Here is a 26406-nt window from a genome sequence, read left to right as displayed (position 1 = left end):
AGCTGACGCAGCGCTGGCAGGGCGCCATGACGGACAACTACGGCACGCCCGGGCTGTCGCTCGTACGCGGCCGGGGCGCGAAGGTCTGGGACGCCGACGGCAAGGAATACGCCGATTTCGTCGGAGGCATCGCCGTGAACGCCCTCGGTCACGCCCACCCGGCGATCGTCGAAGCCGTGACCCGCCAGATCGGCTCCCTCGGCCATGTCTCGAACCTCTTCATCGCCGAGCCGCCCGTCGCACTCGCCGAGCGGCTGATCCAGATCTCCGGCCGCCCCGGCCGCGTCTTCTTCTCCAACTCCGGCGCCGAGGCCAACGAAGCCGCCTTCAAGATCGGGCGCCTGACGGGCCGTACGCACATGGTCGCCACCGAGGGCGGCTTCCACGGCCGCACCATGGGTGCCCTGGCCCTCACCGGCCAGGAGAGCAAGCGAACCCCCTTCCTTCCGCTGCCGGGCGATGTCACGCACGTCCCGTTCGGCGACGTCGACGCGCTGCGCGCCGCCGTGACCACCGACACCGCGCTGCTGATCATCGAGCCGATCCAGGGCGAACTCGGCGTCGTCGTCCCGCCCGAGGACTACCTGCGGGCGGCCCGCGAGATCACCCGGGCCACCGGCACCCTGCTCGTCCTCGACGAGGTCCAGACCGGCATCGGGCGCACCGGCCGCTGGTTCGAGTACCAGGGACACGACGCCGTCGAGCCCGACATCGTCACGCTGGCCAAGGGCCTCGGCGGCGGACTGCCGCTGGGCGCGACCGTCGTGTTCGGCGACGCCGCCGACCTCCTCAAGCCCGGGCAGCACGGCACGACGTTCGGCGGGAACCCCGTCGCGTGCGCCGCCGGACTGGCCGTACTGGACACCATCGCGGCCGACGGGCTGCTCGACCACGTCAAGCGGATCGGGGAGAAGCTGCGCGACGGAATCGAGTCACTCGGGCACCCGCTGGTCTCCCACGTCCGTGGTGCGGGTCTGCTCCTGGGTATCGTGCTCACCGAGTCCCTTGCTCCCCAGGTGCAGCAGGCGGCTCAGGACGCCGGTCTCCTGGTGAACGCGCCCGCTCCCGATGTCGTACGGCTCATGCCGGCGTTCGTTGTCGGAGACGAAGAGGTGGAAGCGTTCCTCCGGGCCCTGCCCGGCGTTCTCGACACCGCACACGGGGACCGACGATCCGGAGAATGACACCGATGACCGAGGCGCAGGCGCAGGACAACGAGCACGGCGGCCAGGCGGTGCCGCAGACCCGCACTGCCAGGCACCGCCGGATCGTGGACATCCTGAACCGGCAGCCGGTGCGTTCGCAGAGCCAGCTCGCCAAGCTCCTCGCCGACGACGGGCTGAGCGTCACCCAGGCGACGCTCTCCCGCGACCTCGACGAGCTGGGCGCGGTGAAGATCCGCAACACGGGTGGCGAGCTGATCTACGCCGTACCGAGCGAGGGCGGCTTCCGCACCCCGCACGCGCCGCTCGGCGAGTCCGCCAAGGAGGAGCGCATGCGGCGCCTCTCCGGCGAACTGCTGATCTCCGCCGAGGCCTCGGCCAACCTCGTCGTTCTGCGTACGCCGCCGGGGGCCGCCCAGTTCCTGGCCTCGGCCATCGACCAGGCCGAGCTGAACGCCATCCTCGGCACGATCGCGGGCGACGACACGCTGCTCCTGATCAGCCGCGACCCGGCGGGCGGCCAGGCGCTGGCCGACCACCTCCTGCGCCTGGCTCAGAACGACCGCTAGCCGCGCACGGCGTCGCGCGTCAGGCGCGGGCCGAACGTCGCTGACGGCCCATCAGTCGCGCGTCCGGCTCAATCGGTGCGCAGCGGCAGTGGCAGTGGGAGTGCGGGCAGGCCGTCCAGGCTCACGCCGATGTAGTCCTTCTTCTCGCAGTACGCCGCGAACTCCTCGTCCGTCTTGCGGGCGAAGTACTCGGCGTGCTGCGTCCGTTCCTCCTGGTACTCCATGTACGGGACGGCGAAACCGCAACTGTCGCTGATCCGCTGCGCCTGGACCAGGACGATGGCGCGGGCGCTCGGGCCGTCGACGTCCTTGAACCGCGTGATGAGATCCGCCCAGCGCGGATCGTCGCGGAACACTGCCTCGCCCTGCCCGTGCACCCGCAGCACCTTGGGCGGCCCGGTGAAGGCGCACCACATCAGGGTGACGCGTCCGTTCTCCCGGATGTGCGCGACGGTCTCGGCGGTGCTGCCGCCGAAGTCCAGGTACGCCAGGCTCATCTCGTCCAGGACGACGAGGGTCCCGGCCCGGCCCTTGGGGGACACATTGACGTGTCCGCCGGGGGCCAGTGGCGCCGTGGCGGTGAAGAAGACGGGCTGATCCTCGATGAAGGTACGGATCCTGCCGTCTATTCGTTCATAAAGTTTTCCCATGCCGACGATTATGCGCGGCGCCTCCAGACCGGGGGCCGGGCCCTACGGCTTGGTCGCCAGCGGCCTGCTGTGCTCACGGACTTGATCCGGGGTCAGGTACACGGAGGTGTTCTCGAAGTCCTGGAGGGTGCCCGGCCGCCGCGCCTGGAAGTCCGTACGGACGAAGTCGTCGCCCGCGACCGCGTTGAGCGCCCAGTTGGTCATGACCCGGGTCCTGGCGGTCATGGTGGGCAGGGCGAGCAGGTGGTAGCCGCGGGCCACGGCCTGGGCGCTGAGGCCGTGCAGCTCCACGCCCAGGGGCTTGGAAACCGCGTCCCGGCCGCCGAGATCCACGACCAGACCGAGGTCCTTGTGGAGGTACGGCTTCAGCGGCATGCCGCGCAGCCGGGCGACGATGTTGTCGGCGAGCGCCTTGCCCTGGCGCTGGGCGTGCTGCGCGGTCGGCGGGCACAGCGTGTCGCCACCGCCCTTCGCGAGGTCGGGGACCGCCGCCGCGTCGCCCGCCGCGAACAGGCCGTCGAAGCCGGGGACCGTCAGCTGCGGCGTGGCCGCGAGACGACCGCGTACCGTCTCCGCTCCCAGCGTGGCGACCAGGGGGCTCGCGGCGACTCCGGCGGTCCAGATCAGGGTGTGCGACGGCAGCGTACGGCCGTCGGTGAGCTTGACCGAGGTCGCGTCGGCCGAGGCGACCGAGGTGCCCAGGGAGAACTCGATCCCCCGGTAGCGCAGGGTCGCCATGGCCTTCTCGCCCAGCTTCTCGCCGAGTTCGGGCAGCAGCCGCGGGGCCACGTCCAGCAGATGCCACTTGATCTGCGCGCGGTCCAGATGCGGGTAGCGCCCGACCGCGGCGGAGGTGAGGCGCTGGAGGCAGGCGGCGGTCTCGGTACCGGCGTAGCCTCCGCCGACGACCACGAACTGCAGCCTTGCCGCGCGCTCGGCGTCGTCCGTCGTGGCGGCGGCGATGTCGAGCTGGGCGATGACGTGGTCGCGCAGCCGGGCCGCCTCGGCGAGGGACTTCATACCGCGTCCGTGCTCCCGCAGGCCGGGGATGTCGAACGTACGGGTGGTACTTCCGGCCGCCAGGACGAGCTGGTCGTACGGCTCGGCGATCACCTCGCCCGTGATCTTCCTGATGACACACACCTTGGCCTTGCCGTCGATGCCGATCGCGCCGCCGGGGCAGATCCGGGTGCGGCGCAGCCGGCGGCGCAGTGACACCGCGACGGACTGCGGGGTGAGGACTCCGGCGGCCACGTGCGGCAGCAGCGGCAGGTAGAGCTGGTAGTCGGACGGTGACACGAGCACCAGCTCGGCTTCACCGGGAGTCAGCTTCCGTTCCAGCCGCTGAAGGCATTCGACCCCGGCGAAACCCGCGCCGACCACGAGGATCTTCGGTCGCGTCATAGGTGTCCACGGCTCCTTACGGCTCCCGGCGGCTGCTTCCTCTTCCACCTTCGGCGTACGAACGAGCGGACGCCCGTCGGCGAGGGGCATTCGGGGGCCCGCTCACCGTCGCACCACCCGGAACCGGACAGTCCGGGCGAACCGCTGAACCACGCGGCCCGCTCCCGTGTCTTCGTATGCGCAAGGCACAACACACCACGCACACCGGCCCCTTGGCCGGACATCACGGGGGTAGACGTCTTGACCGAAATCATCGAGGGGATCACCGACGCGATCATCGACGCGGTACGGACGGGCGCGACCGGCGCGACCGGTCCGACCGGTGAAACCGAGCTCGTACCGTACGTGGACCCGCTGACCGTTCCGCCGGTCCTGCGGCCGGACGCGCCCGACGTCCGCCAGGAGATCGAGATCGCGCTGAAGCCCACCTGGGTCCGCATGCACAGCCAGCTGCCGCCGACCCTGATGTGGGGCTACGACGGAACGGTGCCGGGGCCGACCATCGAGGTGCGCCGGGGGCAGCGCATCCGTATCGCCTGGACCAACCGCATCCCGCGCGGCAGCGAGTACCCGGTGTCCGTCGTCGAGGTGCCGCGCCGCCCCGCCGACCAGCCGCCCGCCTCCACCGAACCGGGGCGCGGCGGTGTCGAGCCGAACAAGGACGTGGCCGCGCTGCCCGCCTGGTCGGTCACGCATCTGCACGGCGCGCAGACCGGCGGCGGCAACGACGGCTGGGCGGACAACGCCGTCGGATACGGCGACGCACAGCTGTCGGAGTATCCGAACGACCACCCGGCCGTCCAGTGGTGGTACCACGACCACGCCATGAACATCACCCGGTGGAACGTCTACGCCGGGCTCGTCGGCACGTACCTGGTCCGGGACGACGAGGAGGACGCGCTGCACCTGCCGTGCGGCGCGCGGGAGATCCCGCTGATCGTCGCCGACCGCAACATCGACACCGACGAGGACGGGCGGCTCAACGGCCGGCTGCTGCACAAGACCGTCGTCCTCGACCCCAGCCACCCGGAGACGGGCAAGTCGGTCACACTGCCCTTCACGGGCCCGTACACCACGGTCAACGGCACCATCTGGCCGCACCTCGACGTCGACGACGCCTGGTACCGCTTCCGCCTGGTCAACGCCTCCAACGCGCGCATCTACGACCTGATGCTGATCGACGAGGACAACAACCCGGTGACCGGCGCCATCCAGCAGATCGGCAGCGACGGCGGTCTGCTGCCCCGCCCGGTGCCGGTCGACTTCGACGCCGCGCTGCCGCAGCTGACGATCGCGCCCGCCGAGCGGATGGACCTGCTCGTCGACTTCCGGGCGCTGGCGGGCAGGCGGGTCCGGCTGGTCAACAAGGGGCGCGGGCAGGCGCCCGGAGTGCCGGACCCGCTGAACAACGTGCGCCGGCCGCAAGTGATGGAGTTCCGGGTACGGGAGACGGCGGAGCCGGACGGGTTCGTACTCCCCGAGGTGCTGTCGGGATCGTTCCGGCAGATCGCCCACGACCGGGTCGACCACGGGCACCGGCTCATCGTCCTGACGCACCCGGCCACCGTCGGCGGCGGCGGTCATCCGGAGATCTGGGAGATGGCGGAGGTCAAGGACGTCGACGTACAGGTGCCGACGGACGGTGTGATCCAGCTGCGCGGCCCCGACGGCAAACTGCGCACGTACCGGCGGACCTCGCGCACCTTCAACGACGGTCTGGGCATCACCATCGGCGAGGGCGCGTACGAGCAGTGGAGCTTCCTCAACCTGGGCGGACCGGTGCATCCGATGCACATCCACCTCGCCGATTTCCAGCTGGCGGGGCGCGACGCGTACCGGGTCGACGGCTTCGACCTGCTGCTCGGCGGGACGCGGAGCCCAGTGGAGTACGACCCTGAGCGGCCGGTGCCGCTCGCCCCGAACGAGCGCGGCTGGAAGGACGTCTTCCGGGTGCCGCCGGGGGAGATGCTGCGCGTGATCGGCCGTTTCGACGGCAGCTACGGGCGCTTCATGTACCACTGCCACCTGCTGGAACACGAGGACATGGGCATGATGCGGCCGTTCGTCGTGATGCCGCCCGAGGCGCTGAAGTTCGACCACGGAGCGGGCCACGGGGGCGGCCACCACGGCTGATCCGCGACCCTCGTGACGGAGCCGCCGGTCCCTGTGACCGGCGGCTTCCGCATGCGGGGGAGGCGCATTGACGAAACATACGGTGGAGTGCATACTTATACCCATCACCGCATGCATCGTAAGGAGAAACCCGTGACCGAGCGCGTCGTACTCGCCTACTCGGGCGGCTTGGACACCTCCGTCGCCATCGGCTGGATCGCCGAGGAGACGGGCGCCGAGGTCATCGCCGTTGCCGTGGACGTCGGCCAGGGCGGCGAGGACCTGGACGTCATCCGCAAGCGCGCGCTCGCCTGCGGTGCGGTCGAAGCCGAGGTCGCGGACGCCAAGGACGAGTTCGCCGAGGAGTACTGCCTCCCGGCGATCAAGGCCAACGCGCTCTACATGGACCGCTACCCGCTGGTCTCCGCCCTCTCGCGGCCGACCATCGTCAAGCACCTCGTCGCCGCCGCCAACAAGCACGGCGCCTCGATCGTCGCCCACGGCTGCACCGGCAAGGGCAACGACCAGGTCCGCTTCGAGGCCGGCATCTCCGCGCTCGGCCCCCACCTGAAGTGCATCGCACCGGTCCGCGACTACGCGATGACCCGGGACAAGGCGATCGCCTTCTGCGAGGAGAAGAACCTCCCGATCGCGACCACCAAGAAGTCCCCGTACTCCATCGACCAGAACGTCTTCGGGCGCGCCGTCGAGACGGGCTTCCTGGAGGACATCTGGAACGCCCCGATCGAGGACATCTACGAGTACACCGCGAACCCGGCGCTCCCGCGCGAGGCCGACGAGGTCGTCATCTCCTTCAAGGAGGGCGTCCCGGTCGCCGTCGACGGCAAGCCCGTCACCGTCCTGCAGGCCATCCAGCAGCTCAACGAGCGCGCCGGAGCCCAGGGCATCGGCCGGATCGACATGGTCGAGGACCGGCTCGTGGGCATCAAGTCCCGTGAGGTGTACGAGGCCCCGGGCGCGATCGCGCTGATCACCGCCCACCAGGAGCTGGAGAACGTCACCGTCGAGCGCGAGCTGGCCCGCTACAAGCGGCAGGTCGAGCAGCGCTGGGGCGAGATGGTCTACGACGGCCTGTGGTTCTCCCCGCTCAAGCGCGCCCTGGACGGTTTCATCAACGAGGCCAACCAGCACGTCACCGGCGACATCCGGATGACCCTGCACGGCGGCCGCGCCGTCGTCACGGGCCGGAAGTCCGACGAGTCGCTGTACGACTTCAACCTGGCGACGTACGACTCGGGCGACACGTTCGACCAGTCCAAGGCGCAGGGCTTCATCGAGATCTTCGGCCTGTCGTCGAAGATCGCAGCACGGCGTGATCTGCGGGCGTAGCCCGACGTGACCTTGCCTAGTCAGTAGCCTTGACACCGCCTTCCCGTCCTCCGTGGCGGGGAGGCGGTCGCACATCCCCACCCTCTGAGGAGCAGTAGCTGTGAGCAGCAACAACGGTGACGTCCGGCTCTGGGGCGGCCGTTTCGCCGACGGGCCGGCCGAGGCCCTGGCCAAGCTGTCCGCGTCCGTCCACTTCGACTGGCGGCTGGCGCCGTACGACATCGCCGGATCGCGCGCCCACGCGCGCGTGCTGCACAAGGCGGGGCTGCTCACCGAGGACGAGCTGCGGCGCATGCAGGCCGGTCTCGACCAGCTGGAGGCCGATGTCGCGGACGGCTCGTTCGTCGGCACCATCGCCGACGAGGACGTCCACACCGCCCTGGAGCGCGGTCTCCTGGAGCGCCTCGGCGCCGACCTCGGCGGCAAGCTGCGCGCCGGCCGGTCCCGCAACGACCAGGTCGCCACGCTCTTCCGGATGTATCTGCGCGACCACGCCCGCGTCATCGGCGGCCTCGTCGCCGAGCTCCAGGACGCGCTCGTCGGCCTCGCCGAGGCGCACCCGGACGTCGCCATGCCGGGCCGTACACACCTCCAGCACGCCCAGCCGGTCCTCTTCGCCCACCACGTCCTGGCCCACGTCCAGTCCCTGTCCCGGGACGCGGAGCGGCTGCGCCAGTGGGACGAGCGTACGGCCGTGTCGCCGTACGGATCGGGAGCCCTGGCGGGGTCGTCCCTCGGCCTCGACCCGGAGGCGGTCGCAGCCGACCTCGGCTTCGAGCGAGGCTCCTCGGGCAACTCCATCGACGGCACGGCGTCGCGCGACTTCGTCGCGGAGTTCGCCTTCATCACCGCGATGATCGGCGTCAACCTGTCCCGGATCGCGGAAGAGATCATCATCTGGAACACGAAGGAGTTCTCCTTCGTCACCCTCCACGACGCCTTCTCCACCGGCTCCTCGATCATGCCGCAGAAGAAGAACCCGGACATCGCGGAGCTCGCGCGCGGCAAGTCCGGCCGCCTCATCGGCAACCTCACCGGCCTGATGGCGACCCTGAAGGCGCTCCCGCTCGCGTACAACCGCGACCTCCAGGAGGACAAGGAGCCGGTCTTCGACTCCTGCGACACGCTCGAAGTCCTGCTGCCCGCCTTCACCGGCATGATGGCCACGCTCACCGTCAACCGCGAGCGCATGGAGGAGCTGGCCCCGGCCGGGTTCTCGCTCGCCACCGACATCGCGGAGTGGCTGGTACGGCAGGGTGTGCCGTTCCGGGTCGCGCACGAGGTCGCCGGTGAGTGCGTCAAGGAGTGCGAGCAGCAGGGCATCGAGCTCGACCAGCTCACCGACGAGCAGTTCGCCAAGATCTCCCCGCACCTCACCCCCGAGGTGCGTACGGTGCTGAACGTCGCCGGCGCCCTCGCCTCCCGCGACGGGCGCGGCGGAACCGCGCCCTCCGCGGTCGCGGTCCAGCTCGCCGAGGTGAAGGCCGACCTGGCGACCCAGCACGCCTGGGCCACCGCCAAGCACTGAACCGCGCGGTCCGGCTGAGTACGGTAGTGAGGGACCGTACTCGACCGAACTCGCGGGGAGGCCACGATGCCCTTTGCCCGTCTGGCGACGGCGACCACTGCCACCGCCCACTTCGGACTCGGCCTCGCGGCCGTCGGCCGTCCGGGGTACATCACGCCCGGCCGGGACCGTGATCTGCCCGGCGGCCGCACCCCCGACGCCCTGCGCGAGCGCGCCCACGAACTGCTGGACGCCGCCTACGCGCAGGGCGTCCGGTATTTCGACGTCGCGCGGTCCTACGGCCGCGCCGAGGAGTTCCTCGCCCAGTGGCTGCGCGCCAGGCCCGACGTCCAGGACGTGGTGATCGGCAGCAAGTGGGGCTACACGTACACCGCCGACTGGCGCACCGACGCCGAGGTCCACGAGGTCAAGGACCACGGCGTGGAGGTCTTCGAGCGGCAGCGCGCGGAGACGGCCACCCTGCTGGGCGAGCGCCTCGACCTCTACCAGATCCACTCCGTCACGCCGGACAGCCCGGCGCTCACCGACCCGGCGCTCCACGCCCGCCTGGCGGAACTGGCCGCCGAAGGCGTCACCGTCGGCATCTCCACGAGCGGCCCCGCGCAGGCCGAGGCCGTCCGGGCGGCGCTCGCCGTCACTGTGGACGGTGAGCCGCTGTTCCGTACGGTGCAGGCCACGTACAACCTGCTGGAGACCTCGGCGGCGCCGGCGCTGGCCGAGGCCCACGACGCGGGCCTCACCGTGATCGTGAAGGAGGCGCTGGCCAACGGCAGGCTGGCCGGTCGGGCCGCCCCGCCCGCGCTGCGAGCCGTGGCCGAGGAGACCGGCTTCGCCTGCGACGCCGTCGCACTGGCGGTGATCCTGCGGCTGCCGTGGGCGGGCGTCGCCCTGTCGGGCGCCGCCACCGCGGTTCAGCTGGCGTCGAACCTGCACGCCGCGGTGGTGGACCTCGACGACGGGCAGCTGGCCCGCCTCGCGGAGCTGCCGGAGGAGCCCGCGACGTACTGGAAGCACCGCTCGGAGCTGCCCTGGAGCTGACCGCGTGAGAGCCTTGCGACGCTCACGGACTCCGACAGGGGTGCAAGCCGAGCCCGTCCTCGTTTTCGAGACGTGAATGTCTCATTCGGGTTAGTGTTGTCTCATGACTGTCGATCGCGAGCAGGTGCTCCGCACCGCGGCCGCCCTCCTCTCCCGCAAGGCGACCGCGACCATGGACGAGGTCGCCAAGTCGGCCGGCATCGGCCGGGCCACTCTGCACCGCCACTTCGCCGGGCGGGAAGCCCTCGTGAAGGCGCTCGAAGTACTCGGAATCCGCGAGTTCGAGGCGGCGCTCGACGCCGCCCGGCTCGACGAAGGACCTGCCGAGGAAGGGCTGCGGCGCCTGATCGCGGAGATCGAGCCCGCCGCCGGTCTGCTCGCCTTCCTCGTCACCGAGAACCAGCTGTTCGAGGGCGCCCACGTCAACGAGGGATGGGGCCGTCTGGACGCGCGCGTCTCCGCGCACTTCCGGCGCGGACAGCAGCAGGGCGAATTCCGGATCGACCTCACCCCGGCCTGGCTGACCGAGGCCCTGTACGGGCTCATCGGCACCGGGGCGTGGGCCGTCCAGGACGGCCGGGTCGCGGCCAAGGACTTCCAGTACATGATCGTCGAGTTGCTGCTCGGCGGAGCACGTCGGAACGTGGAGCAATGACGAGCAGCGGCCGGCACCAGATGGCGCGGAACGCCGTCCACCATCCCGGCCGCTGGCTGGCTCTCGGCGTCCTCGTCCTCGCCGTGCTGCTGGTCGCCGTCGACGCGACCGTACTCGGCCTGGCGACACCCTTCCTGAGCGAGGACCTCCAGCCCTCCGGCACCCAGCTGCTGTGGATCGGCGACGTCTACTCGTTCGTCATCGCCGGTCTGCTCGTCTCGATGGGCAGCCTCGGCGACCGGATCGGCCGGAAAAAGCTGTTGTTGACCGGCGCGGTCGCGTTCGGCGCGGTATCCGTACTCAACGCGTACGCCACGAGTCCCGAGATGATGATCCTCGCCCGCGCACTGCTCGGCGTCGCCGGCGCGACGCTCATGCCGTCCACGCTCGCGCTGATCCGCAACATCTTCCACGACGCCGAGGAACGCAGCTTCGCCATCGGCGTCTGGGGCGCCGCCGCCTCGGCCGGCGCGGCCGTCGGCCCGGTCGTCGGCGGGTTCCTCCTCGAGAACTTCTGGTGGGGCTCGGTCTTCCTCATCAACGTGCCCGTGATGCTGATCCTGGTCCTCGTCGGCATCAAGCTGCTGCCCGAGTCGAAGGACCCCGCGCCCGGCCCGTGGGACCTGCTCAGCGTCGCGCTCTCGCTCGTCGGCATCGTGAGTGTCGTGTACGCCGTCAAGGAGGCGGCGGCGCACGGCTTCCGCTGGGACATCGGACTCACGGCGGTGGCCGGTGTGGCCGCGCTCGTCTGGTTCGTACGGCGCCAGCTCACGCTTCCCGCGCCGCTGCTGGACATGCGGCTGTTCCACCACCGAGGGTTTTCCGGCGCGGTCCTCGCCGACCTGCTGACCATCCTGGGCCTGTCCGGTCTGGTCTTCTTCCTCTCGCAGTTCCTCCAGCTCGTCCAGGAACGTTCGCCCCTGGAATCGGGGCTCATCGAGCTGCCAGCGGCGGCCGGCGCGGTGGCGGCCGGTCTGTCGGCCGGCTACGTGGCGCGCCGGGTCTCGGTCCGCAGCGCGGTGACCGGCGGCCTGGTGGCGCTGGGGCTCGGTCTCCTGACCTGCACCATCGTCACGGCGGACACCGGCGTACCCCTGCTGATCGCGGCCATGATCGTCGGCGGCATCGGGGCGGGCCTGGCCTTCACCGTGACGGCGGACGTCATCCTGTCCAGCGTCCCCAAGCAGCAGGCGGGAGCCGCTTCCGCCGTCTCCGAGACGGCGTACGAACTGGGCGCGGCGCTCGGCATCGCACTGCTCGGCTCGATCGTGACCGGCATCTACCGCGGCTTCGCGGTGCCGCCCGGCATCCCCGCCGATGTGGCGGACGCGGCGCACGACTCGCTCGGCGGAGCCGTGGAGTCGGCGGCGGCGCTCCCGCCCGAACCGGCCGCCGCGCTGATCTTGGCGGCGCAGGAAGCTTTCACCGACGGCTTCCAGGCGGCGGCGTGGGTGGGCTCGGTGGTGCTGTTCGCGACGGCGGTCGCGGCGTGGTTCATGCTGAAGGGCCAGAAGCTGGCGGTGGGCATCGTCGAGGACGTGGACTGAGCGACGACGTACGACAAAGGGGCCGCGCCACCCATCGGTGGCACGGCCCCTTCGTCGTGCTGAGCAAGCGTCGGACGCGGGCTCGGCGCCTCAGGCAGCCTTCGCCTTGGTCGCGGCGTGTTGTCTGCCGTTCTCGCGGGCTCGGCGCCGGGGGCGCCTCGCAAGCTTCGGACGGCTGTGTCGGCCTCCGGCCGCCCGCGGCGCCTCAGGCAGCCTTCGCCTTGGTCGCATACATGTCGACGTACTCCTGGCCGGACAGCCGCATGACCTCGGCCATCACCGAGTCCGTCACCGCGCGCAGCACGTAGCGGTCGCGGTCCATGCCCTCGTAGCGCGAGAACTCCATCGGCTCACCGAAGCGCACCGTCACCTTGCCGGGGCGCGGCAGGCCCGCGCCGCCCGGCTGGAGCTTGTCCGTACCGATCATCGCGAACGGCACCACCGGCGCGCCCGTCATCAGCGTGAGGCGGGCGATGCCCGTACGGCCGCGGTACAGGCGGCCGTCGGGGGAGCGGGTGCCCTCCGGGTAGATCGAGAAGATCTTGCCCTCCTCAAGCACCCGGCGGCCCGTCATCAGCGCCGCGACACCGCCGCGGCCGCCGTCCCGGTCCACCGGGATCATGCCGCAGCTGGTGAAGAACCAGGCCATCAGCCGGCCCTTGAGCCCCTTGCCGGTGACGTACTCGTCCTTGCCGATGTAGTAGACCTGCCGGTCACAGCAGATCGGCATGATCATCGAGTCGATGAACGTCAGATGGTTGCCCGCCAGGATGACCGGACCGGTCCCGGGAATGTTCTGGGCGCCCTCCACCTGTGGGCGGAACATCAGGCGCAGGATCGGTCCGAGCACTGCCTTGATGAGCGCGAGACGGGACAACGGTTCCTCCGGTGTCATGGCCGGGTGGGGCTGGGCGGCCTGTTCTGGATGAAGTCTGTGCAGGTGAGGACGATACTCGCGGCGTCCGCCTGATCGCACATCGGGTTCATCACTTCGATACGCAGTGTTGACGTGTGTTTCCACTGCGTTCCGTCCAGGGCCTCGTCCACGTAAGACGTAGACGCCTACGATCGGGGCCCCTCTCCTCTTGGCAGGTGCGGGGCAGAAGCAGGACAGACGCGGGACATACAGAGGAGCGTTCATGACACAGGGCGGACAGAGAAACCCGGGGCGGCGCACCGTTATCGGCGCGGCCGTGCTCGGCGCGGGCGGCGTTACGCTCGGGCTGCCTGGTACGGCGAGTGCGGCCGCCGGCAAGGGCCACGGCTCGTACCGCGACCTTCCCGTACCGACCGTCGTGGCGCACCGCGGGGCCAGCGGCTACCGCCCCGAGCACACCATCGGCTCGTACCAACTCGCCCTGGACATGGGCGCACACGTCATCGAGCAGGACCTCGTCCCCACCAAGGACGGGCACCTCGTCTGCCGCCACGAGAACGACATCACCGGGACCACGGACGTCGCGGCGCACCCCGAGTTCGCGTCCCGCAAGACGACCAAGTCCGTCGACGGAGTGTCGCTGACCGGCTGGTTCACGGAGGACTTCACACTCGCCGAGCTCAAGACGCTGCGCGCCAAGGAGCGGATACCGGGCACGCGGCAGGAGAACACGCTGTACGACGGCCGCTGGACGATCCCCACCTTCGAAGAGGTACTGCGCTGGGCCGAGCAGGAGGGCCGCGCCCGAGGCCGGCGCGTCTGGCTCCACATCGAGACGAAGCACCCCACGTACTTCCGCGGCCTCGGCCTCGGCCTCGAAGAGCCCCTCGCCAAGCTGCTGCGCAAGTACGGCCGTCACAAGAAGAACTCGCCGAACTTCCTCCAGTCCTTCGAGCCCAGCAGCATGCAGCGCATGGCCAAGCTCGTCGCGGCGCCGCGCGTCGTTCTGCTGGACGCCGCCGACACGCGGCCCTGGGACTTCATCCAGGCGGGTGACCGGCGGACCGTCGCCGACCTGGTCAAGCCCGAGGGCCTGAAGTGGATCGCGGGCTTCGCCCAGGGGCTCGGCCCCTGGGTCGACCTGATCATCCCCAAGGACGCGGCGGGCAAGCTGGGCAAGCCGACGACGCTGGTACGGGACGCGCACGCGCAGGGCCTGATCCTCCACCCGTACACGATGCGCAACGAGAACAGCTTCCTGCCCGCGGACTTCAGGCGCGGCACCGACCCGGCGGCGTACGGGGACGCCTTCGGGGCCTTCAAGGTGTACTTCGAGCAGGGGATCGACGGCATCTTCTCCGACAACCCGGACACGGCCCTGCTGGCGGCGGCGGACTTCGCGCGCGACCGCTGACGGTGCGCGGGGTGTACGGGGAGGCCCTTTTGTCCACGGACGGGTGACTGTCGGCCCGCGCGGCAACCGCCGGCCACCGACGTCACGTCCCGCCTGGCATGACCCTCCCCGTGCCTGCCGCCCCGCCCACGACCGCGTCCTCCGCCCTGTTCAGCACGCTGCGCCCGCTGCTCGCCGCCGAAGCCGTGGCGGAGGCGGCGGGCGGGGGAGTCGAGGCCGGTGACCTCGAACAGGCCGTATGGCTGCGCCTCCTTGAGCTCCTCGACGGGTCGGGCCCGCCGCCCGATCCGGCGGGCTGGCTGCTGCACGCCGTACGGACCGAGGCGAGCCTGGCCCGGCGCGCGACGCGCCGCGAGCTGCCGTACCCCGTCCCGCCGGCCGCGACGACGGACACCGCCTGCCCGGAGCGCGCCGCGCTGAGAGCCGAGCGTCGCCGGGTGCTGCGCGCGGCGGTGGGCAGGCTGCCGGGCAGGTGTCCACGGCTGCTGGACGCGATGCTGTCGCCGACGGACCCGACGTACCGGGAAATCGCAGGGGAGTTGGGAATGTCACAAGGCAGTTTGGGGCCCATGCGTTCCCGTTGCCTGGGATGCCTGCGCAGAATGCTGGCGGCGGAGGTTGCAGCTCCTGGGCAAAGGGGAAAGGAGCGGTAAGCAACCGTCGTATCAGGCGAGCGGGAGGCATGCACACATGGGCATGAGCGTGACCATCTCAGCGGCAGCGGCGCAGGATGCCGAGCAGATCCTGAAGTTGCAGTACCTGTGCTATCAGAGCGAGGCCGAGCTGTACGGCGACTACAGCATCGAGCCGCTCACCCAGACCCTGGACGATCTGCGGGCCGAACTCGGGCGCAGCCACACGCTGGTGGCACGGCTGGGCGACGAGGTGGTCGCGTCGGTGCGCGCGGCGGTCGACGAGGCGGGGACCGCGAGGATCGCCAAGCTCATCGTGCACCCCCGGATGCAGCGGCACGGGCTCGGGGGGCGGCTGCTCGACGCGATCGAGGAGTACTTCGCGGGGGAGCCGGCGGCGAAGCGCTTCCAGCTGTTCACGGGTCACCGGAGCGAGCGCAATCTGCGGCTGTACCGCAGCCATGGATACGCCCCGGTCGCCACGGAGCAGGTCGCCCCCGGCTTCGCCCTGGTGACCCTCCAGAAGGAGACGCCGGCGGAGGCGTACGCCGCGAGCGCGTAGGGGGTGCGCCGGGCCCTGCGGGGCTTTTCCCCTGCCCGCCCCTTCCCGTAACTGGGGCGCTGCCCCAGCGGAGATGTGTCCGCCGCGTGGGATGTGTCCGCTGCGCTGTCACAGCGGGCAGGGGCGGGGTGGGGAAAAGGCCCGCCGGCGCCGCCCTAGCCCCGCCGCGCCTTCCGCAGCCACACGATCCCCGTGACCGGCAGCAGCACGGGGATGAAGAGGTAGCCCATCCCGAACGCCGACCACACCGTCGCGTCCGGGAACGCCGACGGCTCGATCACCGTCCACGTCCCCACCACCAGCACCCCCGCAAGCTCCGCCGCGCAGCACACCAGCGCCGCCCGCCGAGCCGTTTCCCCGCCCCGCACAAGGGTGTACGTAATGAACGCGTAGACCGCAGCGGCCGCAGCGGAGAGCGTGTACGCGAGCGGCGCCCGGTCGTACTCCATCGCGATCTGGTAGATCGAACGTGAAACCGCGCCCACCGACATGACGCCGTACAGCCACACCAGCAGCAGCCCCGGCCCCTTCACCAGCCGAGTGCGAGTGGGAGTGGGAGTGACGGACTCACTCATCCTCAGCCTCCCCAGATGTCGTGCAGCCGGACTTCGAGCACGGCCAGCACGACCGCACCCGCCGCGACCGTCACCGAGCCCCAGCGGGTCCGTTCAGCCAGCGAGAGGAAGCCGGCCGCGGGCACCGCCGCGAGCGCGCCGACGAGATACGAAACGAAGATCACCGCGCCCTCGTCCGGCTTCTCGCCGCGAGCCAGCTGCACGATGCCGACCACCAGCTGGGCGAGCGCGAGCAGGGACACCACGGCCATGCCGATGAAGTGCCAGTCCTTGGTGGGCTGATCGCGGAAGGCGGCGTAACCGCACCACGCGGCGAGTACGAGCGCGGCCACGGAGACCGTGACCGTCAGGGCGTCAAGCATGACGACGAGCGTATTACGGCCGTTTACGTCCGCGACAACGGGTGGGCGTAGGGTCGGTCACCATGAAGATCGACGCCGAAGCCCTCCTGTTCGACAACGACGGAACACTCGTCTCCTCCATGGAGTCGGTGATCCGCTGCTGGACCCGCTGGGCTGCGGAGTACGGCATATCGGCGGAGGAATTCGCGGCCGTCGAGCTGCACGGACGCCCCGCCGCCAAGATCGCCGCGGACCTGCTGCCGGCCGATGTGGTGCCGGGCGCGGTGGCCCGTATCGAACAGCTCGAGGTCGAGGACGTGACCGGGCCCGGGGGAGTCGTACTGCTGCCCGGAACCGCCGAACTGCTCGCGAGTCTGCCCTCCGACCGATGGGCCGTCGTCACCTCCGCCACCCGCAGGCTCGCCGAGGCGCGCCTGGCCGAGGCCGGCATCCGTCCCAAGGCGATGATCGCGGCCGACGACATCACGCGCGGCAAGCCCGACCCGGAGCCCTACTTGCTCGCGGCCCGCAGGCTCGGGGTGGACCCGGCCCGCTGCGTGGTCTTCGAGGACGCTCCCGCCGGGCTCCAGGCCGGGCGCGCGGCAGGCATGAAGACCGTGGCGTTGGCCACAACCCACGACCGGTCCGAGCTGGTCGCGGACATCGTCGTGAACGACCTCTCGGCAGTGTCGGCGCAGGCCACGGACAGCGGCGTGGAGATCGTCGTCACCGCCTGACCCGCGACCGACCGGGGTCCGCTGGCGAGACAGAAGTGTCCGCTATTCGGACTGCGTCGATCGACGCGTACGCACGTCTGGTTTACTCGTCCCATGACCACGACGAGCAGCCGCACCCTTGCGACCGAGGCGACGATGACGCCCGGTGCTCGTTGTATGTGTCGAATGTGCGCCTTCTGAGGGCCCCTGCCTGAGCCTCGCGCCCCGAAGCGAGACCCGACAGCCGCGCCCCGCGTCCACCCGAGTGCGTACGTACTCCGAGGACCGGGCCCGCCTGCCCCGCGCACGCGTTGCCTCCGGTACCCACCGACCCAGCCGTGCCACGTCCACAAGACGAATGCCCCGTGCCCGGCGGACACCTTCGCCGCGCACTCGACAGTGACGGAAACCCTGTGATCACCACTACGGGCCTCACCAAGGTCTACCCATCGCGTGGCCGCGAAGTCACCGCCCTGGACGGCGTCGACCTGCACGTCCGCGAGGGCGAGGTGTACGGAGTCATCGGCCAGAGCGGCGCCGGGAAGTCCTCCCTCATCCGCTGCGTCAACCTGCTGGAGCGCCCCACCGCCGGCACGGTCACCGTCGACGGACAGGACCTCACCGCACTCGCCGGCCGAGGCCGCCGCGCCGGCAAGGAGCTGCGCCAGGCGCGCAGCCGCATCGGCATGGTCTTCCAGCACTTCAACCTCCTCTCCTCACGCACCGTGAAGGACAACGTCGAGCTGCCGCTGGAAATCCTCGGCGTATCCGGCCAGGAACGCTCCCGCAAGGCGCTCGAACTGCTCGACCTCGTCGGCCTCGCCGACAAGGCGAAGGCCTACCCCGCCCAGCTCTCCGGCGGCCAGAAGCAGCGCGTCGGCATCGCCCGCGCCCTGGCCGGCGACCCCAAGGTGCTGCTCTCGGACGAGGCCACCTCGGCTCTCGATCCGGAGACGACCCGCTCGATCCTCCAGCTCCTTCGCGACCTCAACCAGCAGCTCGGCCTGACCGTCCTGCTCATCACGCACGAGATGGACGTCGTCAAGACGGTCTGCGACTCGGCCGCGCTGATGAAGAAGGGCCGGATCATCGAGTCCGGCACCGTGAGCGAGCTCCTGGCGACGCCGGGGTCCGAGCTGGCTCACGAGCTGTTCCCGGTGGGCGGGCAGGCGTCCGGGCCCGGCCGCACGGTCATCGACGTCACCTTCCACGGTGAGGCCGCGACGCAGCCGGTGATTTCCCAGCTCTCCCGTACGTACAACATCGACATCTCGATCCTGGGCGCCGCGATGGACACCGTCGGTGGCAGGCAGATCGGCCGGATGCGCATCGAGCTGCCCGGCCGGTACGAGGAGAACGTCGTCCCCATCGGCTTCCTGCGCGAGCAGGGGCTCCAGGTCGAGGCCGTGGAAGAACCCGACGAGCCCGCAGACGTACCGGTGCAGACCGCCGCTCCCGCCCTGGTGAAGGAAGGTGCCAAGTGAACTGGTCGGAGATGCAGCCGCTGCTGACGCAGGGCACCATCGACACCCTCTACATGGTGCTGTGGTCCACCGTCGTCTCGGTGATCGGCGGCCTGCCGCTCGGCATCCTGCTCGTCCTCACGGACAAGGGCGGACTGCTCCAGAACGTGGCGGTCAACAAGGTCATCGGCGTGATCGTGAACATCGGCCGCTCGCTGCCGTTCATCATCCTGCTGATCGCCCTGATCCCCTTCACCACCTTGGTCGTCGGCACCTTCATCGGCCCCAGCGCGATGATCGTGCCGCTCGCCATCGGTGCCATCCCCTTCTTCGCCCGGCTCGTGGAGACCGCGATCCGCGAGGTCGACCACGGCCTCGTCGAGGCGGTCCAGGCGATGGGCGGCGGCGTACCGACCGTCGTCTTCAAGGCGCTGCTGCCGCAGTCCCTGCCGTCCCTGATCTCGGGCATCACCACCACCGTGATCGTGCTCGTCGGCTACTCGGCGATGGCGGGCGCGGTCGGCGGCGAAGGGCTCGGCAGCAAGGCCGTCACGTACGGATACCAGCGCTTCGAGACCGAGTTCATGCTGGTCACCGTGGTCATCCTGATCGCGCTCGTGACCATCGTGCAGCTGATCGGCGACGGCGCGATCCGGCTCCTGTCGCGTCGCGGACGTACCGCCTCCTGAACTTCCTGTCCCAAGCAAGCCCGCACTCCTTGTCCGGGCGACACCACCGCAACACCCAGAAAGAGGCACTTTTCGTGCGTAAGAACATCAAGATCACCGCGGCTGCCGCCGCCTCCGCCGCCCTCGCCCTCGGCCTCACCGCCTGCGGCACCGCCTCCGACCCGGGCGCCAAGACCGAGTCGGGCGGCAAGGCCGACCCGTCGAAGGCGCTCGTCGTCGCCGCGTCCCCGACGCCGCACGCCGACATACTCAACTACGTCAAGGACAACCTGGCGGCGAAGGCCGGCCTGAAGCTGGAGGTGAAGGAGTTCACGGACTACGTCCTGCCGAACACCGCCACCCAGAGCGGCGAGGTCGACGCCAACTTCTTCCAGCACAAGCCGTACCTCGACGACTTCAACAAGAAGAAGGGCACGACCATCGTGCCCGTCGCCGATGTCCACCTCGAGCCGCTGGCCCTCTACTCCAAGACGGCCAAGGACATCAAGGACATCAAGCCCGGCCAGACGGTCGCGGTGCCCAACGACACCACCAACGAGGGCCGCGCGCTCAAGCTGCTCGCGGACAACGGCCTCATCACGCTGAAGGACGGCGCGGGCCAGGACGCCAAGCTCAGCGACATCAAGGACAAGAAGGGCCTTGAGTTCAAGGAGCTGGAGGCCGCCACGCTGCCCCGCGCCCTGAACGACGTCGACGCCGCCGTCATCAACGGCAACTACGCCATCGAGGCCGACCTCAAGCCCGCGAAGGACTCGCTGGCGATCGAGAAGGCCGAAGGCAACCCGTACGCCAACTTCCTCGCGGTCAAGAAGGGCAACGAGAAGGACGCACGGGTGGAGAAGCTCGCCGAGCTCCTCAACTCCGACGAGGTCAAGAAGTTCATCGAGGACAAGTACGCCGGCTCGATCGTGCCGGCCTTCGGCGCCGTCAAGTCCTGACGCCCGTACGGCCCTTGTGAGTGAAGGCCCCGCCGGCCCGCACCGGCCGCGCGGGGCCTTCGCGTGCCGGGAGCGCCGCCACCCGGCCATGCACACGGCAGGGATGATGCTGCATGCTGTGCCTTTACGTCCTTCACGACGGTCCACGGCATGGAGCTGCGCATGACTACCACCTTCCCGGACATCTCCATCAGCACGGACCGGCTGGTGCTGCGCCCCTTCGACGAATCGGACATCCCGGCGCTCACCGAGATGATGAGCGACGAGATGGTCACCGCCTGGACGTCCGCGCCGTACCCGTACACCACGCTCGACGCCGAGCGCTGGGTCCGCAGGATCGCTCCTGCTGAGCGCACTCAAGGGCGTGGAATCGCGCTCGCCGTCACCGAATTCCTCACCCAGCGGCTCGTCGGGACCGTGCACCTCCAGCACACCGACTGGCGCACCCGGGCCACCGAAGTCGCCTATGTGACGGCCCCGTGGGCGCGCGGCGAGGGCTACGCCACCGAGGCGGTGCTCGCCGTCGCCCAGTGGATCTTCCGCGACCAGCGGTTCGAGCGCCTGGAACTGCGCACCGCCGCCGACAACACCGCTGCCCAGCAGGTCGCGCAGAAGATCGGCTGCATCAGCGAGGGCGTCCTGCGCAACGCGTGGATAGCGCGTACCCGGACCGAGAACGGCACGGACGGCGGCTGGACCGACATCCGTACCGATTTGATCGTATGGAGCCTGCTGCCCGAGGATCTCGAAGGCGTGGCGGACCGGATGGCCGACGCGGGCGGCTACGGGTCGTACAACGACTGGAACTGACCGCCCGGCGGGGGGCGTCGTGGTCTGTACCAGATACGCTCACCCTGCTCGCGCCCCTGTAACCACTGCCACCAGTACAACTCCAGGAGACTGACAAGGATGGCCGACCGGGTCACGGTGATCGGCTGGGACGGATCGCCGCTCACCGCCGCGGCCAGGTCCGCCCTCGCGGCCGCCACCCTCGTCGCGGGCGCCGCGCACCACCTGGCGCTCCCCGAGGTTCCGCCGGGCGCCGAGCGCATCCGCCTCGGCAGCGTCGACCTCGCCGCCCGCCGCATCGCGGGACACCGGGGCACCGCCGTCGTCCTCGCCGACGGAGACCCCGGCTTCTTCGGAGTCGTACGGACCCTGCGGGCCCCCCAGCACGGCCTGGAAGTCGAAGTGGTGCCCGCCGTCTCCTCGGTGGCCACCGCGTTCGCCCGCGCCGGGATGCCCTGGGACGACGCCCAGATCGTCGTCGCCCAGCGCCGCACGCTGCGCCGCGCCGTCAATGTGTGCCGGGCGCACACCAAGGTCGCCGTGCTCACCTCCCCGGGCGCCGGCCCCGCCGAGCTGGCCCTTCTCCTTGAAGGAGTCCACCGCACTTTCGTCATCTGTGAGGAACTGGGCACGGCCCGCGAGCAGGTCACCGTCCTGACGTCCGACAAGGCCGCCGACCACGCCTGGCGTGACCCGAACGTCGTCATAGTCATCGGAGGCAGCGCAGGCCCCACCCCCTCGTCCGGCCCGGGCGGCGGCTGGATCGGCGGCCGCGACCCCGGCTATCCGCCCGCCGTACGGGGCTGGGCGCTGCCCGCCGAGGAGTACGTCGACGGGCAGGGCGCGCGCCCCGGGCAGACGCTCGGAGAGGGCGAGTCCGCCGGGCTGCGGGCCGCCCAGCTGGCCCGCCTCGGGCCGCGCACCGGCGACCTGGTCTGGGACATCGGCTCGGGCAGTGGGGCGCTCGCCGTCGAGGCGGCCAGGTTCGGGGCGGCGGTCATCGCCGTCGATGCCGACCCAGCCGCGTGCGACCGTACGACGGCCGCCGCCCGCCGTTTCGGCGTACAGCTCCACGTCGTGAACGGGCGGGCACCGTACGTCCTGGAGGACCTGCCCGAGCCCGACGTCGTCCGCGTCGGAGGCGGGGGAGTGCCCGTCGTCTCCGCCTGCGCGGACCGCAGGCCCGAGCGCATCGTGACGCACGCGTCCACGCGCGACGAGGCCGAGGCGATCGGCCGGGCGCTCGCCGAGGGCGGATACGCGGTCGAATGCGCGCTGCTCCAGTCCGTCGAACTCGACACCGGGGCCTGGTCGGAACGCGACCGCGCGGTCGTCTTCCTGCTCTCCGGTGTCCAGGAGCGGCGCGAAGCCTCTCGATGAGGCTTGGCGCACCGGCGGAACGGGATGTGCACCTTGGATTGCGCCCCATGATGATGCCGCTGCGCGGCGCGGGGTAGGCTGGCCGATCGTTGTACCGCAGCCGGGCGTTCGGCACTTCGTTCGTCAATGTCCGGAAACGGAGCCCGTTTTGGAGCTCTATGTGGTACGGCGCAGCCGGGGGGCGCGCAGCGTGGCGCAGCCCACAACGGGCCGTGGCGGGACTTCCTGCCCTGGCGGCGAACGGCCGCGAGAATGCATGGTGTCCACGGGGCTTTCGTGCCGCGTGACAGGGACGCTCGTTGTTGTTGAGCGGGTGCCGAACATGCCGCGAGCGGGCGTCCCGGGCGAAGGGCCGAAGGAGCACAAGCGATGGGCGAGGGGTACGCATGACTGACACCGGCCGGGTCCCGGGCGAGGGACTGCCGGAGGACGCAGGCATGGTGGCGCAGCCGGGCATCCCCGCTCCGGACGCGTACACCTTCCACGAACCCTCCGAGAGCGCAGCCGAGGACGACGACCTGCTGCTGATGCCGGGCGCGCAGGGCGCGTGGAGCGACCCTCAGGTCGTTCCGGCGCCGCAGCCCCAGGCGCACGCGCAGCAGGTGGCGCCGCCGATACAGCAGATGCCGCAGGCACAGCCGCTGCCGCAGACGCAGCCGGCGCAGCAGGCGGCAGAGGCTTCCGGGCCGCAGCCCGCGTTCGTCCCGGACACGCAGAGCGTGCCGCAGGCCTCCGAGCCGGCTCAGGCCGTGCAGCCGCAACTCCAGACGGACGAGCCGGGCGCGCACGAGACCGGTGGCCGTGACTCCGGTTCCGTCGACCTCAGCGTCGTACGCGCTCCGCAGCCGGCGCCCGTCGCGGACCGGACGCCGCCCCCCGCACGCCGTCCGCTGCACCTCGGCCCGCCGATGCCCGAGGCGACCGGCGGTGTCGTACGCTCACTGGCCGACCGCGGGCCGGCGGCCGGCGCAGCGCCGCAGAACCCCGCGCCCGTACGACAGCCGGCGCCGGCGACCACTGGTCCCGAATATCTGGACATCCCGAGCGACGAGGCGGCCGCGCTGCCCGGTCCGCAGCTCGGCGTGATTCCGTCGCAGGCCGCAATGCCGTGGCCTCAGCCTCAGGAGTCTCAGGCGCCCCAGGAGGTCCCTGCAGAAACGGTCGTCCCGGAGGCTGTGGCTCCGGAACCGCAGGCCGAGGCGGTGCACGCGGACGAGCAGGTGAGCGTACCGGCGGAGCCTGTCGCCGCCGCCGCCGCCGAGCCGGAGCCCGTCGCCCCGGAACCGCAGCAGCCGCAGCCCGCCAACGAGTTCGTACCGGTAGAAGGCTCCCTCCCGACGACGCCCCGCCTGGCTCCGGCGCCGGCCGAAGAACCGGCCGCCGAACCAGTACCGGAACCGGCCTCCGCCGAAGCACCCGAGCCCGTTGCCGCGCCGGAAGCCGAGCCCGAGCCCGCCGGGACTCCGGTGCCGGAACCCGAGCTCGCCGCGGCAGCGGCACCGGAGGCGCCCGTGGCGGAACCGGCCGCCGCAGCCAACGAGCCGCAGCCCGAGCCGGACGCCGCCCCCATCCCGGAGCAGCTCGCCGAGCCCCCGGTCGCCAGCCCTGCCCCCGTCCTCGTACCCGCGCCGCGCGACGGTGGCCCGGCCGCGGAGCTGCCCGTACAACGCGACGCGCACCCGGAGCCCAAGCCGGCAGCGGCAGCGAGCGCACCCCCCGCGCTGGAGGTAGCGCCCGAGCCGGAGCCGGAAGCCACGCCCGAGCCGGAGGTCGCGCCCGCACTGGAGGTAGCGCCCGAGCCGGAAGCCACGCCCGCACTGGATGTCGCGCTCGCGCCGGACGTCGCGCCCGCACCGAAGGTCACGCTCGCGCTCGCACCCGACATTGCGCCCGCACTCGTACCCGACATTGCGCCCGACATGGCGCCCGCGCCGGACGCAGCGCCCGAGCCCAACATCGCACTCGCACCCGCACCCGCACCCGTGCCCGTGCCCGAGCCGGAGCCCGCACAACTGGTCTCCGAGACTGCACCCGCACTCGAACCCGAACCTGCACCTGCACCCGCGCCCCCATCCGCACCCGCACCCGGCTACGACGACGCCGAGCGCGAAGCGGTCCTTCGCGTGATGCGCGAGCGCCGCGACATCCGCAACGGATTCCGCAGCGACCCCATCCCGCACGAGGTACTCCTGCGGGTGCTCGAAGCCGCGCACACCGCGCCGAGCGTCGGCCACTCCCAGCCCTGGGACTTCGTGGTCATCCGCTCCGCCGAGACGCGCCGGACGATGCACGAACTCGCGGTGCGCCAGCGTGACGCCTACGCAAAGTCGCTGCCCAAGGGCCGGGCCAAGCAGTTCAAGGAACTGAAGATCGAGGCCATCCTCGACACCCCGGTGAACATCGTCGTCACCGCCGACCCGACCCGCGGCGGCCGCCACACCCTGGGCCGCCACACGCAGCCGCAGATGGCGCCGTACTCCTCCGCCCTCGCGGTCGAGAACCTGTGGCTCGCCGCCCGCGCCGAAGGACTGGGCGTCGGCTGGGTCAGCTTCTTCGACGAGCGGGAGATGGTCCGCGCGCTGGGCCTGCCAGAGCACCTCGAAGTAGTCGCGTACCTCTGCGTCGGTTACGTCGACGAGTTCCCGGAAGAACCCGAGCTGATGCAGGCGGGCTGGTCCAAGCGCCGCCCGCTCTCGTGGGTCGTCCACGAGGAGACGTACGGCCGCCGCGCCCTGCCCGGCGAGGAGCCGCACGACCTCCTCCAGGAGACCGTCTCCAACATCCGCCCCCTCGACGCCAAGGCCCTCGGCGAGGCGTGGGAACGCCAGAAGCGCATGACAAAGCCCGCCGGTGCGCTCGGCATGCTCGAAATCATCTCTGCCCAGCTCAGCGGCCTCTCCCGGATGTGCCCGCCCCCCATCCCCGAGCCTGCGGCGGTCGCGATCTTCGCGGGCGACCACGGCGTGCACGCCCAAGGCGTCACGGCCTGGCCGCAGGAGGTGACCTCCCAGATGGTCGCCAACATCCTCGGCGGCGGCGCGGTCTGCAACGCCTTCGCGAGCCAGGTCGGCGCGGAGGTCTGCGTGGTGGACGTGGGCGTAGCGGGCGAACTGCCCGCCACGCCGGGCCTGTTGCCCCGCAAGGTGCGCGCGGGAACGGCCGACTTCACCACCGGGCAGGCCCTCACCCACGACGAGGTGCTCGCCGCGATCGAGGTGGGCATCGAAACGGCGCGCGACCTGGTGGCGGCGGGCAACAAGGCGCTGATCACCGGTGAGATGGGCATCGCCAACACCACGGTCTCGGCCGCCCTCATCGCCGTCTACACGGGCCAGGACCCGGCCGAGATCACCGGTCGCGGTACGGGAATCAACGACGAGATGCACGCCCGCAAGGTCGACGTCGTACGCCGCGCCCTGGAGCTCCACCAGCCGGACCCGGCGGACCCGATCGGCGTACTGGCGGCGGTAGGCGGCCTGGAGCACGCGGCGCTGGTCGGCTTCCTGCTGGGCGGGGCGTCCCTGCGCACTCCCGTCATCCTGGACGGGGTAAGCGCGGGAGCGGCGGCACTGGTGGCCCGCGCGATCGCCCCCGAAGCACTCGCGGCCTGCATCGCGGGTCACCGCAGCGCGGAACCGGGCCACGTGGCCGCCCTCAACAAGCTGGGCCTGCGCCCCCTGGTCGACCTGGACCTCCGCCTGGGTGAGGGCACGGGCGCACTGCTGGCGCTCCCGGTGGTCCAGAGCGCGGCAAGGGCGATGCACGAGGTAGCCACGTTCGACTCGGCCGGAGTAACCGAAAAGTAACCGCGCTGCAGCCCCACCGCCCACCGTGGCCGTGCCCCCGCGCCTCGCGCGGGGGCACGGCTGTACCTGGCCGGCCGGGGCCTCGCCCAGTTCCCGCAGGGCCCGGGCCGGGACGGACCACAAAGGCCCCCGCCCAGCACCCCACCGTGCCGGGAGGGGACGTGTCGGGGCGCTCCCCGCAGGGTGTCGAACGCAACCAGCCCGAAGG

At 71.0% G+C, this 26406-nt stretch carries 23 protein-coding genes; 18 read left to right on the top strand and 5 right to left on the bottom strand.

What is annotated here, in order from left to right; translation table 11 throughout:
• Positions 1-26: 26 nt before the first annotated feature.
• On the top strand, positions 27-1184 hold the full coding sequence (locus tag AC1P0E_RS05155; protein WP_482745655.1) for an acetylornithine transaminase: 1158 nt from the start codon (positions 27-29) through the stop codon (positions 1182-1184).
• Between the two features lie 5 nt (positions 1185-1189).
• Positions 1190-1732: an arginine repressor gene (locus AC1P0E_RS05150; protein ID WP_069929634.1), complete on the top strand. Its 543-nt coding sequence runs from the start codon at positions 1190-1192 to the stop codon at positions 1730-1732.
• A 68-nt stretch (positions 1733-1800) separates the two neighbouring features.
• Here AC1P0E_RS05150 and AC1P0E_RS05145 read toward each other — a convergent pair whose 3' ends face one another.
• Together AC1P0E_RS05145 and AC1P0E_RS05140 are read right to left on the bottom strand one after the other, a co-directional pair.
• Entirely contained in the window at positions 1801-2382 is a 582-nt protein-coding gene (locus tag AC1P0E_RS05145) for a pyridoxamine 5'-phosphate oxidase family protein (RefSeq protein ID WP_482740951.1), read from the bottom strand.
• Between the two features lie 42 nt (positions 2383-2424).
• Complete coding sequence (locus AC1P0E_RS05140; protein WP_482740950.1) at positions 2425-3786, bottom strand: NAD(P)/FAD-dependent oxidoreductase; 1362 nt, start codon at positions 3784-3786, stop codon at positions 2425-2427.
• 273 nt (positions 3787-4059) lie between these two features.
• On the opposite strand from AC1P0E_RS05140, the gene phsA reads away from it, so the two are divergent.
• From phsA to AC1P0E_RS05110, 6 genes are all read left to right on the top strand, one after another.
• Positions 4060-5919: an O-aminophenol oxidase PhsA gene (gene phsA, locus AC1P0E_RS05135; protein ID WP_482745654.1), complete on the top strand. Its 1860-nt coding sequence runs from the start codon at positions 4060-4062 to the stop codon at positions 5917-5919.
• A gap of 132 nt (positions 5920-6051) precedes the next feature.
• Positions 6052-7248 (top strand): argininosuccinate synthase, encoded by a 1197-nt coding sequence (locus AC1P0E_RS05130; RefSeq protein ID WP_482740949.1) that lies wholly within the window; start codon positions 6052-6054, stop codon positions 7246-7248.
• Positions 7249-7348: 100 nt separating this feature from the next.
• Positions 7349-8776 (top strand): argininosuccinate lyase, encoded by a 1428-nt coding sequence (argH, locus tag AC1P0E_RS05125; RefSeq protein WP_482740948.1) that lies wholly within the window; start codon positions 7349-7351, stop codon positions 8774-8776.
• Between the two features lie 66 nt (positions 8777-8842).
• Positions 8843-9814, top strand: a complete 972-nt coding sequence (locus AC1P0E_RS05120; protein WP_482740947.1) for an aldo/keto reductase — start codon at positions 8843-8845, stop codon at positions 9812-9814.
• Positions 9815-9917: 103 nt separating this feature from the next.
• On the top strand, positions 9918-10469 hold the full coding sequence (locus AC1P0E_RS05115) for a TetR/AcrR family transcriptional regulator (protein WP_482740946.1): 552 nt from the start codon (positions 9918-9920) through the stop codon (positions 10467-10469).
• Complete coding sequence (locus AC1P0E_RS05110; RefSeq protein ID WP_482740945.1) at positions 10466-12016, top strand: MFS transporter; 1551 nt, start codon at positions 10466-10468, stop codon at positions 12014-12016. Before AC1P0E_RS05115 ends, AC1P0E_RS05110 begins: the two co-directional genes overlap by 4 nt.
• Positions 12017-12221: 205 nt before the next feature.
• Here AC1P0E_RS05110 and AC1P0E_RS05105 read toward each other — a convergent pair whose 3' ends face one another.
• Positions 12222-12893 (bottom strand): lysophospholipid acyltransferase family protein, encoded by a 672-nt coding sequence (locus AC1P0E_RS05105; RefSeq protein ID WP_069929641.1) that lies wholly within the window; start codon positions 12891-12893, stop codon positions 12222-12224.
• 262 nt (positions 12894-13155) lie between these two features.
• Between AC1P0E_RS05105 and AC1P0E_RS05100 the strand changes: the two genes are divergently transcribed.
• From AC1P0E_RS05100 to AC1P0E_RS05090, 3 genes are all read left to right on the top strand, one after another.
• Positions 13156-14307, top strand: a complete 1152-nt coding sequence (locus AC1P0E_RS05100) for a glycerophosphodiester phosphodiesterase (protein WP_482740944.1) — start codon at positions 13156-13158, stop codon at positions 14305-14307.
• A gap of 98 nt (positions 14308-14405) precedes the next feature.
• A complete protein-coding gene (locus AC1P0E_RS05095; RefSeq protein WP_482740943.1) occupies positions 14406-14960 on the top strand; it encodes a sigma-70 family RNA polymerase sigma factor in 555 nt (184 codons plus the stop codon).
• Between the two features lie 37 nt (positions 14961-14997).
• Positions 14998-15501 carry a GNAT family N-acetyltransferase gene (locus AC1P0E_RS05090; RefSeq protein ID WP_482740942.1) on the top strand — a complete coding sequence of 168 codons (504 nt, stop codon included), beginning with the start codon at positions 14998-15000 and terminating at the stop codon, positions 15499-15501.
• A 155-nt stretch (positions 15502-15656) separates the two neighbouring features.
• On the opposite strand, the gene AC1P0E_RS05085 is transcribed toward AC1P0E_RS05090, so the two are convergent.
• Together AC1P0E_RS05085 and AC1P0E_RS05080 are read right to left on the bottom strand one after the other, a co-directional pair.
• Positions 15657-16076 carry a hypothetical protein gene (locus tag AC1P0E_RS05085; protein WP_482740941.1) on the bottom strand — a complete coding sequence of 140 codons (420 nt, stop codon included), beginning with the start codon at positions 16074-16076 and terminating at the stop codon, positions 15657-15659.
• A 2-nt stretch (positions 16077-16078) separates the two neighbouring features.
• The gene (locus tag AC1P0E_RS05080; RefSeq protein WP_482740940.1) at positions 16079-16438 is read right to left on the bottom strand and encodes a hypothetical protein; all 360 of its coding nucleotides are present in this window, start codon (positions 16436-16438) and stop codon (positions 16079-16081) included.
• A 62-nt stretch (positions 16439-16500) separates the two neighbouring features.
• Between AC1P0E_RS05080 and AC1P0E_RS05075 the strand changes: the two genes are divergently transcribed.
• From AC1P0E_RS05075 to cobT, 7 genes are all read left to right on the top strand, one after another.
• A complete protein-coding gene (locus tag AC1P0E_RS05075) occupies positions 16501-17154 on the top strand; it encodes an HAD family hydrolase (protein ID WP_482740939.1) in 654 nt (217 codons plus the stop codon).
• Between the two features lie 392 nt (positions 17155-17546).
• Positions 17547-18617, top strand: coding sequence for a methionine ABC transporter ATP-binding protein (locus AC1P0E_RS05070; protein ID WP_482740938.1), 1071 nt, complete (start codon positions 17547-17549; stop codon positions 18615-18617).
• Entirely contained in the window at positions 18614-19285 is a 672-nt protein-coding gene (locus AC1P0E_RS05065; protein WP_482740937.1) for a methionine ABC transporter permease, read from the top strand. Before AC1P0E_RS05070 ends, AC1P0E_RS05065 begins: the two co-directional genes overlap by 4 nt.
• A 74-nt stretch (positions 19286-19359) precedes the next feature.
• Positions 19360-20223: a MetQ/NlpA family ABC transporter substrate-binding protein gene (locus tag AC1P0E_RS05060; RefSeq protein WP_482740936.1), complete on the top strand. Its 864-nt coding sequence runs from the start codon at positions 19360-19362 to the stop codon at positions 20221-20223.
• 162 nt (positions 20224-20385) lie between these two features.
• Positions 20386-21033 (top strand): GNAT family N-acetyltransferase, encoded by a 648-nt coding sequence (locus AC1P0E_RS05055; protein WP_482740935.1) that lies wholly within the window; start codon positions 20386-20388, stop codon positions 21031-21033.
• A 99-nt stretch (positions 21034-21132) separates the two neighbouring features.
• Entirely contained in the window at positions 21133-22392 is a 1260-nt protein-coding gene (cbiE, locus tag AC1P0E_RS05050) for a precorrin-6y C5,15-methyltransferase (decarboxylating) subunit CbiE (protein WP_482740934.1), read from the top strand.
• 386 nt (positions 22393-22778) lie between these two features.
• Positions 22779-26198 carry a nicotinate-nucleotide--dimethylbenzimidazole phosphoribosyltransferase gene (gene cobT / locus AC1P0E_RS05045; RefSeq protein WP_482740933.1) on the top strand — a complete coding sequence of 1140 codons (3420 nt, stop codon included), beginning with the start codon at positions 22779-22781 and terminating at the stop codon, positions 26196-26198.
• Positions 26199-26406: the final 208 nt, after the last annotated feature.

It is taken from the genome of Streptomyces sp. TRD_SC_5 (genome assembly GCF_056836825.1).
The sequence above is the reverse complement of the archived record's forward strand: the minus strand, read 5'-3'. Positions and strand labels throughout refer to the sequence as shown.